The organism is Luteimonas huabeiensis HB2 (assembly GCF_000559025.1).
GTDB classification, from domain to species: domain Bacteria; phylum Pseudomonadota; class Gammaproteobacteria; order Xanthomonadales; family Xanthomonadaceae; genus Luteimonas; species Luteimonas huabeiensis.
On the sequence record NZ_JAAN01000021.1, the window covers coordinates 59,402 to 74,135 of the forward strand.

A 14,734-nucleotide genomic window follows, 5' to 3' on the forward strand; every position below is an offset into this window, starting at 1 on the left:
CGACGTGAGGTCAGGGGTCAGGGGTCAGGGGTCAGGGGTCAGAGGCCAGGGGTCAGGGGTCAGGGGGCGCAGGGACGCTTTTCCCTGGCCCCTGGCCCCCGGCCCCTGGCCCCTGGCCCCTGGCCCCTGGCCTCCGGCCGCTGGCCCCCGGCCCCCGCGTCATCAACGAATGTTGATGACGCTCTGCGTGACCTGGTCCTGGGTGGAGATCATCTGCGCGTTGGCCTGGAAGTTGCGCTGGGCGACGATCATGTTGACCAGCTGCTCGGTCAGGTCGACGGTGGAGGATTCCAGCGCGCCGGCCTGGATCTGACCGAAGTCGGAGGTGTCCGGCGCGCCGGTGCGCGGGCTGCCGGATGCGTGGGTCTCGGCCCAGGTGTTGTTGCCCTGCGGCTGCAGGCCCTGCGGATTGACGAAGCTGGTCAGCGCGACCTGGCCCAGCGCGGTGTCGGCGCCGTTGGAATAGCGCGCGAACACCACGCCGTCGGCGGAGATGCTGATCTCGTTGAGCTTGCCGGCGGCGTAGCCGTCCTGCCGGGTGCCGCGCAGCTGGAAGGTCTCGCCGTACTGGGTGGAGCCGGTCAGGTCCAGCGAGAGGTCCAGTACGCCGGCGCCGGTGGAAGGAGTGAACGGGTCCATCGCGATGCGGCCGTCGGCGGGTTCGAGCAGGGCGCCGCTGTCGGAGAACCGCACCGTCGTGGGCTGGCCGACCGCTTCGCCGTCGACGTAGTTGTGCACCCGCCATTCGTTGGGGTTGGCGGTCTTGACGAAGTACGAGGTCTGCACGTGGCTGACGCCCAGCGAGTCGAACACGGTGATGCCGCCGCTGGAATGGCTGTAGCTGCCGGGTTCGGCGGGATCGAAGTCGGCCATCGCCGGGACCGCGGCGTTGCCGGGCAGGGTGACGGTCAGTTCGACCAGCCGGCTCTGCCGCGGCGGGCTGTCGGTGGTGAGCAACTGCAGGTCGCCGACCCGGCCCATGTCGAAGCCCTGGCCGTCGGCGCGCGCCGGGTACACCTGCAGGCGCGCGCCTTCGGGCGTGCCGACGTAGCCCTGGGCATCGGTCTGGAAGTTGCCCGCGCGCGAGTACACGCGCGCGCCGTTCTTGCTCAGGGTGAAGAAGCCTTCGCCGTCGATGGCCATGTCCAGGTTGCGGCCGGTCGGGTCGATGCTGCCCTGCGAGAACTGCTGGGCGACGTTGCTCAGCTTGACCCCGGATCCGATCGCGTTGCGGGCCAGCCCGTAGGCGGTGTAGGAGAACAGGTCGGCGAACTCCGCGCGCGATTCCTTGAAGCCGGTGGTGTTGACGTTGGCGATATTGTTGGCGGTGACGTTGAGGTCGGCGTTGGCCGCGTTGATGCCGGACAGCGAGGTGTTGAAGCTCATGGCGGACTCCGTGGAAGGGAACGCGGGCGGAAGGGTCAGACGACGCGCAGCACGTAGCCGATCGGCGCGGTGCCGAGGCCCTGCAGGTCGAGATAGAGGCCGTCGCTGCCGACCGAGACGCTCTCGACGCGGCCGCGGACGTAGGTCTCGAGCGAGCCGCCGCTGCCGTCGGCGCCGGTGTAGCGCGCGCTGATCGCGTACTGGCCGGCGGGCAGGCGCTGGCCGCCGGCGTCGGTGCCGTCCCAGGCGAACGGCACCTCGCCGGCGGCGGTCGCGGTGGCGGCGAACTCGCGCACCGTCTGGCCGTTGGCGTCGCGGACCTCGAAGGTCACCGTGCCGGGGCCGGGCGCGGCGACCAGGCCGCTGGCGCCGCCGTCCTCGCCCAGCGCCAGCCGGGCCGAGGGCACCAGCACCTCGCGCCCGACCAGGGTCGCGCCGCGCAGGATCTGGTCGGTGTTCATGGCCTCGGCGAAGCCGTTCACGGTGCCGTTGAGGTCCTGCAGGCCCTGTACCGTCGAGAACTGCGCCAGCTGGCCGAGGAAGGCGCTGTTCTCCATCGGGTTCAGCGGGTCCTGGTGCTTGAGCTGCTCGGTCATCAGGCGCAGGAAGTCGGCCTGGCCGAGGGCGCCGTTCTTCCTGTCGGCGCCGGCGGCGGCGCCGCTCAGCCCGAGGCTGGAATGGAGATCGCTGGAAATGGCGCTCATGCGGGGCTCCGGGGCGCTCAGCGGCCCATCGTCAGGGTGGCCACGGCCAGGTCCTTGGCGGTGTTGAGGATCTCCACGCCGGCCTGGTAGCTGCGCGAGGCCGAGATCAGGTTGACCATCTGCGAGACCGGATCGACGTCGGGCGCGTACACGTAGCCCTGCGCATCGGCCAGCGGATGGCCGGGTTCGTAGCGCTGCACCGGCGGCGTGTCGCGGCGCACGATGCCGCCCACCTCGACCCCGGTCAGCGCCGGGTCGTGGGCGTGCGCGGTCGCGCGGAACACCGGCTCCAGCGGCCGGTACACCTGCTCCGGGGAGCCGGCCACGGAATCGGCGTTGGCGAGGTTGCTGGCCAGCGTGCTCATGCGCACCGACTGCGCCTGCAGCGCGGAGCCGGCGATGTCGAAGATCGGCAGGTTGCTCATCGGGTCACTGTCCGGTGATGGCGGTCATGAGGCTGCGCACCTTGGATTCCAGGAAGCTCAGCGAGGCGCGGTATTCCAGCGCCGCGCGGCCGTAGGCGGCGCGTTCGGCGTCGGGATCGACGCTGTTGCCGTCCAGGCTGGGTTGCGCGGCGGTGCGGGCGACGGCGAACGGCGACTCGGCCGCCGGCAGCGGCAGGTGGCCGGGGTGCGGCTCGGCGGCGGGGCGGCCGGCCTCGCGCGCCTGCGCGGCGGCGCGCAGCGCGGCGTCGAAATCGAGGTCGCGGGCGAGGTAGCCCGGGGTGTCGGCGTTGGCGAGGTTGCTGGCGATCAGCTTCAGCCGCTGCTCGCGCAGCGGCAGCGCGTCGGCCTGCAGGCCGAGGTAGGACGAGATCGGGTTGGACATCGCAGCGCTCCGGCGGACTCCCGTCGGCAGGCGCTGCAAGCCGTGTGCCAGACGCTACGCCGCGCCGGCGCGCTCGGCGACCCGCCGCAGCCGCGCGACCACCTGGTCGGCCAGTTCGTGCGGGCTGTACTTGGCGACGAAGGCGTCGGCGCCCACGCGCTGCACCATCGAGGTGTTGAACACCCCCGACAGCGAGGTGTGCAGCAGCACGTACAGGTCGGCCAGGCCCGGGTGCCGACGGATTTCCGTCGTCAGCGTGTAGCCGTCCATCGCCGGCATCTCGATGTCGGAGACCACCATCGCGTAGCGCTGGGCCGGCGGTTCGCCGGCGGCGTGCAGCTGCAGCAGGTGGTCGAGCGCCTGGCGGCCGTCGGAGAGCAGGGTGACGCCGACCCCGAGCTGGTCGAGCACGCTGCGGATCTGCTGCCGCGCCACCCGCGAATCGTCCACCACCAGCACCTGCATCGGCGGCGCGCCCGGCGGCAGCGCGTACTCGGGCGGCAGCTCGGCGTCCATGCGCGCCTGCGAGATGTCGGCCAGCACGCTCTCGACGTCGATGACCTGGATCAGCTCGCCCTGGTAGCGGGTGACCGCGGTCAGGTAGCCGCCTTCCGCGCCCAGGTCCGGCGGCGGCTGGATCTCGGCCACCGCGATGTTGACGATGCGCTCCACCTCGCCGACCAGGAAGCCCTGCACCGAGCGGTTGAACTCGGTCACCACCAGGTAGCCGGGCGACTGCTCGTCGCGCCGTTCCGGGTGGCCGATCGCCAGGCCCAGGTCCAGCACCGGCACGCTGCGTCCGCGCACGTCGGCCACGCCGGAAAACTGCGCCGGCAGCCCGGGCACGCGGAACAGCGGCGGGCGCCGCAGCACTTCCTGCACCTTGAACACGTTGACGCCAAAAAGCTGGCGGCCGCCGAGGCGGAACAGCAGCAGCGCCAGCCGGTTGTGGCCGGCCAGGCGGGTGCGCTGGTCGATGCGGTCGAGCAGATCCTGCGACATGCCGCCGGTATCGGCCCGGCGCGCGCGCCCTTGAGCGCGCGGCCCGGCACGGGCCTTGCACCGGGAAGGGGCAACCCGTCGCGCCCCGATGCCATGCCGCCCGCCCGCCTGCGCCGCCTGCTGCCCCTGCTCTTCACGCTCGCCCTGCCGGCGGCGGCGCAGGACGGTTTCCAGCCGGTGGAGACGATCCGCGCCGCCGCGCTGGGCGCGGTGGAGGCGGGCGAGGCCGAGGCCACCCTCGATCTGGCGCTGCGCATGCCGCGCTGCGCGCAGCCGCTGGAGGCGCAGCGCACCGGCGCCGGCACGGTGGAGGTGAGCTGCCCGGCGGGCTGGCGCCTGTTCGTGCCGGTGCGGGTGCGCCGCAGCCAGACGGTGCTGGTGCTCTCGCGCGCGGTGGCGGCCGGCGAGCCGGTCGCCGCGGGCATGTTTGCGCTCGAGCGCCGCGATCCCGGGCGCATCGCCGGCGTCGCCCTGGCCGATCCGGCCGAGGCCGAGGGCCGCGTGGCGCGGCGCACCCTGGTCGCCGGCAGCGTGCTCACCGCCAACGACCTGGCCGCGCCGCGGCTGGTGCGCCGCGGCGATACCGTCGCCCTGGTCTCGCGCCGCGGCGGCGTCGAGGTGCGCATGGCCGGCCGTGCGCTGGGCGATGCCGGCGAGCGCGAGCGGGTCAGCGCCGAGAACCTGTCCTCGCGCCGGGTGGTGCAGGGCGTGGTCGGCGCCGACGGCGATATCCTGGTGGGGCGCTGAGCCGCATGGCCGGCCTCTCCACGTTCGCCCTAAAGACCTCGCCGGATCGGCCGATACCGGCAACGTCCCCTTTCACGGCTTGCATGCGAGGACCCCTGCCATGAGCCACAAGATCGAAGGCCTGCCGCCGCCGGCCGCGCTGCGCGGCGCCGCTGCGCTCGGCGGCCAGGTCGCCCGCGCGGGCGATGCCCGCCAGGCGCCGGTCGAGGCCGCCGCCGCCGGCGACAGCCTGCGCCTGACCGGCGAGGCCGCCGGCCTGCGGGCGATGCAGCGCGAGGCGTCGGCGCAGCCGGCGATCGACCCGACGCGGGTCCAGGCCGCGCGCGAGGCGCTGGCGGCCGGCACCTACCGCGTCGATGCCGAGGCCATCGCCGCGGCCATGCTCGACCTCGACGCCCGGCTCGGCGGCCGATGAGCGATCTCGCCGCCAGCCTGGAGCGCCTGGCCGGGGCGCTGGCCGACGAGCGCGAGGCCCTGCTGGGCCGCGACGCCGAGGCGCTGATGCGCTCGACCCAGGCCAAGCTGGCCGCCCTGCGCGAGCTGGAGGGCCGCGCGGCCGACGGCGACGGCGGCGATCTCGCCGGTCCGCTGGCGGAACTGGCCGAGCGCAACCGCGCCAACGGCGCGTTGCTGGCGCGCCGGCGGCGCGAGATCAACTGGGCGCTGCGCCACCTGGGCCGCAGCGAGAGCGCGCCCGCCTACGACGCCAGCGGCCGCGCCGAACGCGGCCCGGGGCCGCGCCGGCTGGCGGTGGCCTGAGCGCCGTGGCCTGCGCGCGATGCCGGCCCCGTAGAATGCGGCCGATGCCCACGTCCCGCCGCCCGCCGTGACGCCTTCGTTCCAGGATTCCGCGTCGCTGCCGCCCGACCTGCTCGCCGCCGTACTGTGCCGCCTGCAGGAAGGCGTGCTGCTCTACGCCGACGACGGCCGCCTCGTCTACGCCAATCCCGCGGCTCAGGTGCTGTGCCGGGCGCACCCGCTGTGGTCGGAAACCCATGCCCGGATCGAGGACCTGCTGCCGCCGCACGCGCTGCCGCAGGCGCGCGACGAGGGCCGCTGGAGCGATTACCTGCCGTTCGGCGAGGGCCGCATGCTCGCCGCGCGCCTGTACGTGCTCGACGAGCACGAGGGCCGCTTCCTGCTGCTGCTGCAGGACCCGGGACTGGTGCGCGAGGGCGAGCAGGAGCTGCTGCGCCGGCACGAGGAGCTCAACGTGCGCCTGACCGCGGCGCAGGCCAAGCTGCTGCAGGCCGAGAAGCTGGCCTCGATCGGCCAGCTCGCCGCCGGCGTCGCGCACGAGATCAACAACCCGATCGGCTACGTGCACTCCAACCTGGCCAGCCTGCAGGAATACCTGAGCAGCCTGTTCGCGCTGATCGACGTCTACGAGCGCGCGCTGCACTCGCCGGACCCGCAGGCCATGCAGGCGGAGATCGACACCACCCGCGAACGCCTGGACATCGACTTCATCAGCCGCGACCTGCCGCAGCTGATGACCGAGTCGCGGCAGGGCATCGAGCGGGTGACCCGGATCGTGCGCGACCTCAAGGACTTCTCGCGCACCGACCGCGACAGCGCGTGGAAGCTGGCCGACCTGCACGCCGGCCTGGAATCCACCCTCAACATCGTCTGGAACGAGCTGCGCTACAAGGTCACCCTGGAGCGCGAGTACGGCACCCTGCCGATGGTCGAGTGCCTGCAGTCGGAACTCAACCAGGTGTTCATGAACCTGCTGCTCAACGCCGGCCAGGCGATCGAGGAGCGCGGCACGATCGGGCTGCGCACCGGGCACGCCGACGGCATGGTCTGGGTCGAGATCTCCGACGACGGCCCGGGCATTCCCGCCGACATGCAGCAGCGCATCTTCGATCCCTTCTTCACCACCAAGCCGGTGGGCACCGGCACCGGGCTGGGGCTGTCGATCTCCTACGGCATCGTCGCCAAGCACCACGGCCGCATCGAGGTCGACAGCGCGCCGGGCCGGGGCAGCCGCTTCAAGGTGGTGCTGCCGGTGCGCCAGCCCGCGCGCGCGGGCTGACCCGCCGGCGCGGCGCTACAACGCGGGTTCGCGCGCGCGCTGGCCGTCGTAGGTGCGGAACGCCTGGCGGATGTGCTCGCGCAGTTCGTGGTCGTCCCAGGGCTTGGTCAGGAAGCGGTAGATCGCGCCGCGGTTGATCGCGTCGGTCACCGTGGCCAGGTCGGTATAGCCCGACAGCACCAGGCGGATGGTGTCGGGGTAGAGCATCTTGACCCGGCCGAGGAACTCGGTGCCGTCCATCTCCGACATCCGCTGGTCGGACAGGATCACCTGCACCTCGTTGGTGGCCAGCAGGCCGAAGGCGTCGCGGACGTTGCCCGCGGCCAGGATCCGGTAGCCGTCGCGGCGGAACAGGCGCACCAGCGAGCGCAGCACGTTCTCCTCGTCGTCGACCAGCAGCAGCGTGCGGTCGGGCTTGCTGGCGGCGAACAGCTCCGGCCGCAGGTAGCGCCGGCGCAGCGCCTGGCCGGCGCCCTCGGCGCTCATCGGCTCGCCGAACAGGTAGCCCTGGAAGCAGTCGCAGTCGGCGCGGCGCAAAAAGCCCAGCTGCGCCTCGGTCTCCACGCCGTTGGCGATCACCTTCATGCCCAGCTGGTGGCCCATGGCGATCATCGCGCGCACGATCGCGGTCTCGCGGCTGCCGTCGTGGGCGGCGTTGATGAAGCTGCGGTCGATCTTGAGCATGTCGGCGGGGTAGCGCACCAGCGCGCCCAGGCTGGCATCGCCGGTGCCGAAGTTGTCCAGGGTCAGGCCGATGCCCTCGTGGCGCAGCGCGCTGATCGCCTGGAACACCGCCTGCGCGTTGTTGTTGAGCGCGCTCTCGTTGACTTCCAGCACGATCGCCGACATCGGCAGGCCCGCCTGCTGCATCTGCCCGAGCAGCCGGTCGACGAAGTTCGGCTGCAGCAGCTGCAGGGTGGAGACGTTGACCGCGACGAAGAAGTCGTCGAAGCCCTGCTCGCGCCAGTGCCGGACCTGGGCGATCACCCGTTCCAGCATCCAGTCGCCGATCTGCACGATCACGCCCAGCCGCTCGGCGGTGGGCAGGAAGCGCTCGGGCAGCAGCAGGCCCAGCACCGGCGACTGCCAGCGCACCAGCGCCTCCATGCCGACCACGCGGCCGTCGCGGGCGCTGATCTTGGGCTGGTAGCGCAGGCGCAGCTCGCCGTTGGGCAGCGCGTCCACGATCTGGCGGGCGATCGCGCTCTCGCTCTGCACCCGCTCGCTGGCGGCCCCGGTGTGCACGTGCACCGGCTCGTGCATCAGGTGCGAGGCGTGGCGCACCGCGTTCTCGGCCAGGTGCAGCAGGTCGCTCGGATCGGTGCCGTGCTGCGGGCACAGGCTGATCCCGACCTTCGCGCCGAGGAACAGGGTGTAGGGCAGCACGGTGAGCGGCTGCTCGATCTCCGCGACCAGCGACTGCGCCAACGCCTGCGCCTGCGCCTGCGCGGGTTCGGCGCCGTCCTCGAGCGTGGCCACCGCCACGAACTCGTCGCTGCCGTGCCGCCAGACCCGGCCGCGGCCGCGCAGGCGGCCGGCCAGGCGCTGGCCGACGGTGCGCAGGGCGGCGTTGCCGACCTCCACGCCCATGTTCTGGTTGATCGAGGCGAAGTGCTCGATGTCGATGTGCAGCAGCACCAGCGGCGGTCCGCCCTCCGCGGCCGCGCGCACCCTGGCGGCGATTTCCGGATGCCCGGCGCCGAGGCGGGGCAGGGGCGGCGGAATGTCCGGATCGGCGTGCAGCATGACGACATTCTAAGCGGCCGCGCGCGCCGCGCCGCGCGCTCAGCTGACGGCGGGCGGCTCGTAGGGCAACGCGGCCGACACGCGCGTGCCGCGCCGCGGTGCCGATTCGATCCGCAGCGCGCCGCCGGCCAGCCGCGCGCGCTCGCGCATGAGCGCCAGCCCCGGCGTCCCGGCCCGCGCCGGGTCGAAGCCCGTGCCGTCGTCCTCCACGTGCAGGTCCAGCCCGTGCGCATGCGCCCGCAACCGCAGCGCCACCCGGCCGGCGCCGGCATGGCGCAGCGCGTTGTCCAGCGCCTCCTGCGCGATGCGGAAGCCGGCCTGCTCGATCTCCCGCGCCGGCCGCCGCGGCAGCGCGGCGATGTCCAGCTCCAGCGTCGTCGCGGTACCGCGGAACAGGCGCTCGGCATGCCAGCGCAGCGCCGCCTCCAGGCCCAGCGCGTCGAGCTGCGGCGGGCGCAGCAGGGTGGAGAGGTCGCGCAGGCGGGCGAGGGTGGCGTCGGCCAGGACCAGGATGTCCTCCAGGTCGTCGCGCCGCCGCGCGGGATCGGCCTCGTCCATCGCCGCGGCCGCCGACATGCGGATGGCGGTGATCGACTGGCCGACGTCGTCGTGCAGCGCGCGCGAGACCGTGCGGCGCTCGTCCTCCTGCACGGTGAGGATGCGCGCGGCCAGCGCCCGCAGCTCGCGGCTGTCGGCGGGCGGCGCCTCCGCCGACGCCAGCGGCGGCCGGGCCAGGCGCTGGCGCGATTCGGTATCGGGCTTCGGATCGGTGCCGTCGTCGGTGCGGCCGGGTCCCATGCGCGGCGCCCTCGTCTCCACTTCGCCGGCCAGTCTAGGGCCTGCGAAAGCGCGGGAACAGGCGCCGGCGCGCTCAATTTCGCCGCCGCGCCGCCGCTATGGGGTTGATGGGTACGCAGGCGACGACGCGACGCGCAGCGAGGGGAGTGGACGGCTCGATGGATTCCGGCGTCATCGCCAGCCTGTTGCAGCATCCGCTGCCCAGCGCGCTGCTGCTGCTCGACCGGGACGGGCGCTGCCTTGCGGCCAATGCCGCGGCGCGCGCGCTCGGCCTGGACCGGACCGTGCAGCGGCATGCCGGCGCATTGGCCGATGCCCGCCGGCGGCTGCGCGAGGGCGCGGCCGCGGTCGAGTGCCTGCTGCCGGGGCCGGATGGCCTGCTGCAGGCATGCATGCGCGCGATCGGCATCGGCGGCGAGGCCGGCGCCGCGTTTTCGCTGAGCGTGCCGGAGCCCGAGCCCGCCGGGCGCTGGCATGACGCCATCCACCACGCCGGCCACGGCCTGTGGGTGTGGGACGTGGGCCGGGACGCGCTGCAGCGCTCGGCGTCCTGGCGCAGCATGCTCGGCTACGCGCCGGACGAGCCCTTGCCCGGCTCGCTGGCCGACAGTCTCGAGGGCGTGCATGGCGAGGACCGCGAGCGCGTGCGCGCCAGCCTGCAGGCGCACCTGGCCGGGCGCTCGCCCAGCTACCAGTGCGAGTACCGCATCCGCCACCGCGACGGCAGCTGGCGCTGGATCCGCGACAGCGGCCGCGTGGTCGCGCGCGACGCGGCGGGCGCGCCGTTGCGCATGGCCGGCACCCACACCGAGATCGGCACCCAGAAGCAGCTGGAGCAGGGGCTGCGCGAGCATCGCGCGCTGCTGGAGGAGACCCAGCGCATCGCCGGCATGGGCAGCTGGACCTGGGACGTGCACAGCGACGTGGTCTGGTGCTCGGCACCACTGCGCGCGCTGGTGGGCCTGGGCGAGGGCCTGCGCATGCGCGACTGGCTGCGGCGCTGCGCCCGGCCGGGCCGCGACGCCCTGCGCCGAGCCTGGCGCAGGCTGCGCCGCTGCGAGGAACTGGCGCGCTTCGAGCTGGCGCTCGACGACCCGGATGGCGACCGGCTGCACCTGCTGGTCTGGGCGGAGTCCCGCCTGGACGCGCGCGGGGCGCCGCAGCGGGTGCTGGCGCAGGTACAGGACGTTAGCGCGCAGCGCCGCGCCGACGCGCTGATCCGGCACCGCACCGAACTGTTGCGGCGGGTCTCGCGGCTCGGCCGCATCGGCGGCTGCGAGATCGACGCCGCCACCCGCGCCCTGCAGTGGACCGAGGAATGCGCGCGCCTGCACGGGCGCGACGCGGCGCCGCCGGCGCTCGACGCGCTGCTCGGCCAGTACGCCAGCGACTCCCGCCAGGCGCTGGAGGCGGCGCTGTTGCGCACCGCCGACGGGGCGCCGCCGCAGACGCTGGAGCTGTGCTTCTACCGTCCCGACGGGCGCCAGGTCTGGGTGCAGGCGGTGGTCGATTTCGAGCGGCCGGGCGACGCCCGTCCGCGCCACCTGGTGCTGTTTCGCGACGTCACCGGCGAACGTGCGGCCAGCGAGCGCATCGAGCTGCTTTCGCACTACGACCTGGTGACCGGCCTGCCCAACCGGGCGCTGCTGCGGCGCGAGGTGGAGACCGCGCTGCAGGCCGCCGCGGCGCCTCCGGCGCTGCTGCTGATCGATCTCGACGGCTTCGCCGGGATCAACGAATCGCTCGGCCACGCCACCGGCGATGCCGTGCTCAAGGCCTGCGCCGCGCGGCTGCACGCCCACGTCGATGCCGGCGACCCGTTCGGGCGCTTCGGCGCCGACGAGTTCCTGGTGCTGCTGCGCCAGGCCGGGGATCGATCCGGCGCGTTCGCGGCCGCCCAGCGCATCGCCGCGGCGCTGGCCGCGCCACTGACGGTGGGCGGCGAATCGCTGCGGCTGGGCGCCAGCGTCGGCATCGCCATGCTGCCCGCAGGCGCCGGCTTCGACGACCTGCTGCGCGCGGCGGGCAGCGCCCTGCACGCGGCCAAGCGCGGCGGCCGCAACCGCATCGAGTTCCATTCCGCCGACGGCTGCAGCCGCGCGCGCCGGCGCATCGACATCGAGCAGGCGCTGCGCGTGGCGCTGGAGCGCGAGGAGTTCTCGCTGGCCTACCAGCCGCTGATCTCGCTGGCCGACGACCGCCCGCCGTCGATCGAGGCGCTGCTGCGCTGGCACCGGCCCGGCCTGGGCCACTGCCCGCCGGACGAGTTCGTGCCGATCGCCGAGGCCAGCGGCGACATCGTCGCGATCGGCGACTGGGTGCTGCGCGAGGCCTGCCGGCAGGCCGCCGCCTGGCACCGGGCGGGCCTGGCCTTCGGCCGCATCTCGGTCAACGTCTCGGCCATGCAGCTGCGCGACCCGGGTTTCGCCGAGCGCGCGGTGGCGCACTGCGCCGCCGCCGGCTGGCCGCCTGCGCGGCTCGAGCTGGAACTGACCGAATCGGCCCTGCTGCGCGACACCCAGGCCCTGCGCGCGTGCTTCGACGTGCTGGCCGAGGCGGGGATCGCGCTGGCGATCGACGACTTCGGCACCGGCTTCTCCAACCTGAGCTACCTGAGCCGCTTTCCGGTGGGGCGCCTGAAGATCGACCGCAGCTTCATCTCGGCGCTGTGCCAGGGGCGGGGCGCCGGCGAGGTCACCCGCGCGATCATCGGCCTCGGCCAGTCGCTGCGCATGCAGGTCGTGGCCGAGGGCGTGGAGCAGCCGGAGGACGAGCGGCTGCTGCGCGAGCACGGCTGCGACGAGGTGCAGGGCTATCTGTACTCGCGTCCGCTGGCCGCGCGCGACATGGCCGACTGGCTGCGCCTGCGCGGGCGCGACCGCCACCCGGCGGCCGCCGGGTGCGGCTGCGGCGCGAACGCGCTGCGCGCCTGAGCGCGCCGGCTGCCGGCGGCTCCTGCGGCGCGCGAGCGCCTGGCCCCGTGCCGCGTCCCGGCGCGGGCATTCGGAAAAGAGCCCGAACGCCGGCGGAACGATGCGGCGCGCTGGCGGCGTTACGGCCTGGCGACGTGGAGCCCGGGCGACGGCAACGTTCGAGGTGAACGGCGTGCCGGGCGAGGGGGGTTCGTGTCGCTTCGCCGGCCTGTCGTCGGCCTGCAGGCCAAGACGCGGCGCGGAAATGGACGCGCGGGGCGCCGTGCCGCCCGGACGGCGTCCGCCGGCCATAGGAGCGTGGGCGGCAGAAATCGTCCGGGCTGCAAAGCCACCTGCGCGGTCCATATTTCCGCCGATTCTGGGCCTGTAGCACCACTACAGGCCGGCGAATCGTCGAAAATCTGTCCTCGCGCAGTCGCCTTTTCGCCTCGAACATTTCTGCCGCCCACGCTCCTAGCCGGCGATGCCCAGGTCCCAGTCGATGCAGCCGCCGAGCGGGTCGCCGGGCGCGGCCGGGGCTTCGTGCGCGCGCGCCAGGCGCCGGAGCTCCTCGGCCGCCAGGTCTTCCAGCCGCTGCAGCGCCTCGTCGTGCCGGCGGCGCGCCGGGGCGGCGGGCGGCGGGTGCGGCGCCCGCGGCGCGGAGGCCGCGGGCGCACCGGTCCGGCGCATCAGAACAGTTCGACGGTACCGGCGCCCATGCCTTCCTGGGTCACCGGCTTGTGCGGCGGCTTCTCCCAGGTCCGGCGCATCTCGCGCAGGCGCTGGCCGATGCGCTGCAGCGCGCGCAGCAGCTCCTCGTCGAGCGCGCCGCCGTTGCGGCGCAGCAGGTCCTGCAGCTCGATGGCCTCGCGGTTGATCGCGTTCAACCGCTCCAGGTGCGCATGCACGCCGCCCAGCGCCTGGGTGGCGATGTCCTCGAACTGCAGCGCGCGCACCGCCTCGGCGACGTTGCCGTCGATGGCGCGCCCGCACTCGGAGATCTCGCGCATGCCCTCGCTGAGCGAGCGGTTGATCGCCGCGACCTGGTCGAGCATGCCGGCGGCCTCGGCGCGCGCCTCGCGCGAGCGGTCGAGGTCGCGCGAGGCCATGCCGGACACGGTGTCGCGGACCTTGGCGATGGACTCCTTGGAGCTGTGGGCGAGCTTTCGGATCTGCTCGTTGAAGGCGGTGGAGCGCTCGGACAGGTTGCGCACCTCGTCGGCCACCACCGCGAAGCCGCGCCCGGCCTCGCCGGCGCGCGCGGCCTCGATGGCGGCGTTGAGCGCGAGCAGGTTGGTCTGGTCGGCGATCGATTTCACGTCCTCGAGCAGGGCGAAGATGCCGTCCAGGTGCCCGGCCATCTCGTCGATGTGGGCCACGGTGACCGTGCTCTGGCCGCTGACCTGCTCCAGCGCCTCGACCAGCTGCCCCATGCGCTGGCTGGCGTGCTGGGCGAAGCGGGCGACGTCGGCGCCGCCGGCGCCCTCGGCATCGCCGGTGCGGTCGAGGATGCGCGACATCGCCTGCGCCTGCTGCCGCGACTTGCGGTTCATCGCCTCGAAGCTGCTGCCCAGGCCGCTGACCGCCTGGCGGATCAGCTCGCGCGCGCGCTCCACCTCCATCCGCGAGCCCTCGATCTCGGCGCCCACGAACTGCCGCAGCTCGCCGAGCAGCTCGTCCTGCTCCTGCAGGATGCGCGCGTGCTCGGGCGAGCGCCCGGTCTCGCGGCGCACCAGCCAGAAGCCCAGCACCAGCCAGCTCGCGGCCAGGGTCAGCAGGATCGCCCAGCGCACGGGCGCGGGCCAGCCCAGCGCGAACGCGACCGGCAGCAGCAGGGTCAGCGACAGCGGCGCTGCGAGACGGATCATGAGGCGTGCGTACATGGGCGCTCCGGGAGGTTCTACGATCCCGGTATCGGCCCCGGCGCGGCGGGCTTTAGCCCGGCCTCGCGCGGGGCGCGCTCAGGGCAGCAGGCGCTGCAGCGACTCCAGCATGCGTCCGCGCGAGAACAGCAGGTCCCACTGGCTGCCGCCGAGCTGGCGCCACAGCACCGCCGCGCGCACCGCGGCCAGCAGCAGCGCGCGGATCTCAGCCACCACCGCCGCCTGGCCCAGGTAGTGCGGCGAGCCCTGCACCATGACCCGCGGCCGCAGCTGGCTGATGGTCTCGGCGTACAGCGCGCCCAGCGCGTTGAGCACCTCGGGGTGGGTGCTGCCCTGGGCCCGGGCCTGCGGCGCGATCCGCTGCAGGCCGGCGGCGACCGCCTCGATCGCGCCGGGCTCGGCGCTGAAGCGCCGCTCCAGGCGCATGACCGCCAGCGCCAGCCGCGGGATCGATTCGTCCTGGGCCTGGCGGAGCAGGGAGTCGCGCAGCAGGCGCAGCCCGGGGTGCAGGCGCGGCACGCCGCCGTAGACGTCGGCGACGGAATCGGCGTCGATGCGGAACACGCTGTCGAGCACCGCCTCGGCGGCGTCGCTGCGCGACTGCCCGGTCTCGGCGGTGGAACGGACCTGCTGCAGGGACTGGGCCAGCGCGCCCAGCGCCAGCACGCGATCGTCGAAGGATGCACTCAT

The 14,734-nt window shown here is 73.9% G+C and carries 15 protein-coding genes; 5 read left to right on the forward strand and 10 right to left on the reverse strand.

The genetic code is table 11. The features are described from left to right. Positions 1 to 162: 162 nt before the first annotated feature. From flgE to Z164_RS0108670, 5 genes are read right to left on the reverse strand one after another with little or no spacing between them, the layout of a single operon-like run. Positions 163 to 1,386, reverse strand: coding sequence for a flagellar hook protein FlgE (flgE, locus tag Z164_RS0108650; RefSeq protein ID WP_024890311.1), 1,224 nt, complete (start codon positions 1,384 to 1,386; stop codon positions 163 to 165). 35 nt (positions 1,387 to 1,421) lie between these two features. Further along, on the reverse strand, positions 1,422 to 2,090 hold the full coding sequence (locus tag Z164_RS0108655) for a flagellar hook capping FlgD N-terminal domain-containing protein (protein ID WP_024890312.1): 669 nt from the start codon (positions 2,088 to 2,090) through the stop codon (positions 1,422 to 1,424). A 17-nt stretch (positions 2,091 to 2,107) separates the two neighbouring features. Beyond that, a complete protein-coding gene (gene flgC, locus Z164_RS0108660) occupies positions 2,108 to 2,515 on the reverse strand; it encodes a flagellar basal body rod protein FlgC (RefSeq protein ID WP_024890313.1) in 408 nt (135 codons plus the stop codon). A gap of 4 nt (positions 2,516 to 2,519) precedes the next feature. Further along, positions 2,520 to 2,918, reverse strand: a complete 399-nt coding sequence (gene flgB, locus Z164_RS0108665) for a flagellar basal body rod protein FlgB (protein WP_024890314.1) — start codon at positions 2,916 to 2,918, stop codon at positions 2,520 to 2,522. A 54-nt stretch (positions 2,919 to 2,972) separates the two neighbouring features. Further along, positions 2,973 to 3,920, reverse strand: coding sequence for a chemotaxis protein (locus Z164_RS0108670; RefSeq protein ID WP_024890315.1), 948 nt, complete (start codon positions 3,918 to 3,920; stop codon positions 2,973 to 2,975). Between the two features lie 93 nt (positions 3,921 to 4,013). Between Z164_RS0108670 and flgA the strand changes: the two genes are divergently transcribed. The 4 genes from flgA (at position 4,014) to Z164_RS0108690 (ending at position 6,705) form a co-directional block, all read left to right on the forward strand. Then, positions 4,014 to 4,667: a flagellar basal body P-ring formation chaperone FlgA gene (gene flgA, locus Z164_RS0108675; protein WP_152540897.1), complete on the forward strand. Its 654-nt coding sequence runs from the start codon at positions 4,014 to 4,016 to the stop codon at positions 4,665 to 4,667. Between the two features lie 100 nt (positions 4,668 to 4,767). Next, entirely contained in the window at positions 4,768 to 5,082 is a 315-nt protein-coding gene (flgM, locus tag Z164_RS0108680; protein ID WP_024890317.1) for a flagellar biosynthesis anti-sigma factor FlgM, read from the forward strand. After that, on the forward strand, positions 5,079 to 5,426 hold the full coding sequence (locus Z164_RS0108685) for a flagella protein (protein WP_024890318.1): 348 nt from the start codon (positions 5,079 to 5,081) through the stop codon (positions 5,424 to 5,426). The genes flgM and Z164_RS0108685 overlap by 4 nt, the downstream gene beginning before the upstream one ends. A gap of 67 nt (positions 5,427 to 5,493) precedes the next feature. Further along, positions 5,494 to 6,705 carry an ATP-binding protein gene (locus Z164_RS0108690; protein ID WP_043689639.1) on the forward strand — a complete coding sequence of 404 codons (1,212 nt, stop codon included), beginning with the start codon at positions 5,494 to 5,496 and terminating at the stop codon, positions 6,703 to 6,705. A 15-nt stretch (positions 6,706 to 6,720) separates the two neighbouring features. Here the strand turns inward: Z164_RS0108690 and Z164_RS0108695 are convergent, their stop codons facing one another. After that, a complete protein-coding gene (locus Z164_RS0108695; protein WP_024890320.1) occupies positions 6,721 to 8,451 on the reverse strand; it encodes an EAL domain-containing protein in 1,731 nt (576 codons plus the stop codon). A 39-nt stretch (positions 8,452 to 8,490) separates the two neighbouring features. Next, entirely contained in the window at positions 8,491 to 9,249 is a 759-nt protein-coding gene (locus Z164_RS0108700) for a sensor histidine kinase (RefSeq protein ID WP_024890321.1), read from the reverse strand. 158 nt (positions 9,250 to 9,407) lie between these two features. Here Z164_RS0108700 and Z164_RS0108705 point away from each other — a divergent pair, with 158 nt between their 5' ends. Beyond that, positions 9,408 to 12,182 carry a bifunctional diguanylate cyclase/phosphodiesterase gene (locus Z164_RS0108705; protein ID WP_024890322.1) on the forward strand — a complete coding sequence of 925 codons (2,775 nt, stop codon included), beginning with the start codon at positions 9,408 to 9,410 and terminating at the stop codon, positions 12,180 to 12,182. 453 nt (positions 12,183 to 12,635) lie between these two features. Here Z164_RS0108705 and Z164_RS0108710 read toward each other — a convergent pair whose 3' ends face one another. The 3 genes from Z164_RS0108710 to hflD form a co-directional block, all read right to left on the reverse strand. After that, on the reverse strand, positions 12,636 to 12,851 hold the full coding sequence (locus tag Z164_RS0108710; protein ID WP_024890323.1) for a hypothetical protein: 216 nt from the start codon (positions 12,849 to 12,851) through the stop codon (positions 12,636 to 12,638). Then, on the reverse strand, positions 12,851 to 14,044 hold the full coding sequence (locus Z164_RS0108715; RefSeq protein ID WP_024890324.1) for a methyl-accepting chemotaxis protein: 1,194 nt from the start codon (positions 14,042 to 14,044) through the stop codon (positions 12,851 to 12,853). Before Z164_RS0108715 ends, Z164_RS0108710 begins: the two co-directional genes overlap by 1 nt. A gap of 78 nt (positions 14,045 to 14,122) precedes the next feature. Next, entirely contained in the window at positions 14,123 to 14,734 is a 612-nt protein-coding gene (hflD, locus tag Z164_RS0108720) for a high frequency lysogenization protein HflD (protein ID WP_024890325.1), read from the reverse strand.

What these genes read in the sequence shown, in the direction of transcription:
- Z164_RS0108710 (WP_024890323.1), bottom strand. Translation starts at nt 12,851, where the DNA reads ATGCGCCGGACCGGTGCGCCCGCGGCCTCCGCGCCGCGGGCGCCGCAC.
- Z164_RS0108685 (WP_024890318.1), top strand. Translation starts at nt 5,079, where the DNA reads ATGAGCGATCTCGCCGCCAGCCTGGAGCGCCTGGCCGGGGCGCTGGCC.
- Z164_RS0108715 (WP_024890324.1), bottom strand. Translation starts at nt 14,044, where the DNA reads ATGTACGCACGCCTCATGATCCGTCTCGCAGCGCCGCTGTCGCTGACC.
- Z164_RS0108670 (WP_024890315.1), bottom strand. Translation starts at nt 3,920, where the DNA reads ATGTCGCAGGATCTGCTCGACCGCATCGACCAGCGCACCCGCCTGGCC.
- flgA (WP_152540897.1), top strand. Translation starts at nt 4,014, where the DNA reads ATGCCGCCCGCCCGCCTGCGCCGCCTGCTGCCCCTGCTCTTCACGCTC.
- flgC (WP_024890313.1), bottom strand. Translation starts at nt 2,515, where the DNA reads ATGAGCAACCTGCCGATCTTCGACATCGCCGGCTCCGCGCTGCAGGCG.
- Z164_RS0108705 (WP_024890322.1), top strand. Translation starts at nt 9,408, where the DNA reads ATGGATTCCGGCGTCATCGCCAGCCTGTTGCAGCATCCGCTGCCCAGC.
- Z164_RS0108700 (WP_024890321.1), bottom strand. Translation starts at nt 9,249, where the DNA reads ATGGGACCCGGCCGCACCGACGACGGCACCGATCCGAAGCCCGATACC.
- hflD (WP_024890325.1), bottom strand. Translation starts at nt 14,734, where the DNA reads ATGAGTGCATCCTTCGACGATCGCGTGCTGGCGCTGGGCGCGCTGGCC.
- flgM (WP_024890317.1), top strand. Translation starts at nt 4,768, where the DNA reads ATGAGCCACAAGATCGAAGGCCTGCCGCCGCCGGCCGCGCTGCGCGGC.
- flgE (WP_024890311.1), bottom strand. Translation starts at nt 1,386, where the DNA reads ATGAGCTTCAACACCTCGCTGTCCGGCATCAACGCGGCCAACGCCGAC.
- flgB (WP_024890314.1), bottom strand. Translation starts at nt 2,918, where the DNA reads ATGTCCAACCCGATCTCGTCCTACCTCGGCCTGCAGGCCGACGCGCTG.
- Z164_RS0108655 (WP_024890312.1), bottom strand. Translation starts at nt 2,090, where the DNA reads ATGAGCGCCATTTCCAGCGATCTCCATTCCAGCCTCGGGCTGAGCGGC.
- Z164_RS0108695 (WP_024890320.1), bottom strand. Translation starts at nt 8,451, where the DNA reads ATGCTGCACGCCGATCCGGACATTCCGCCGCCCCTGCCCCGCCTCGGC.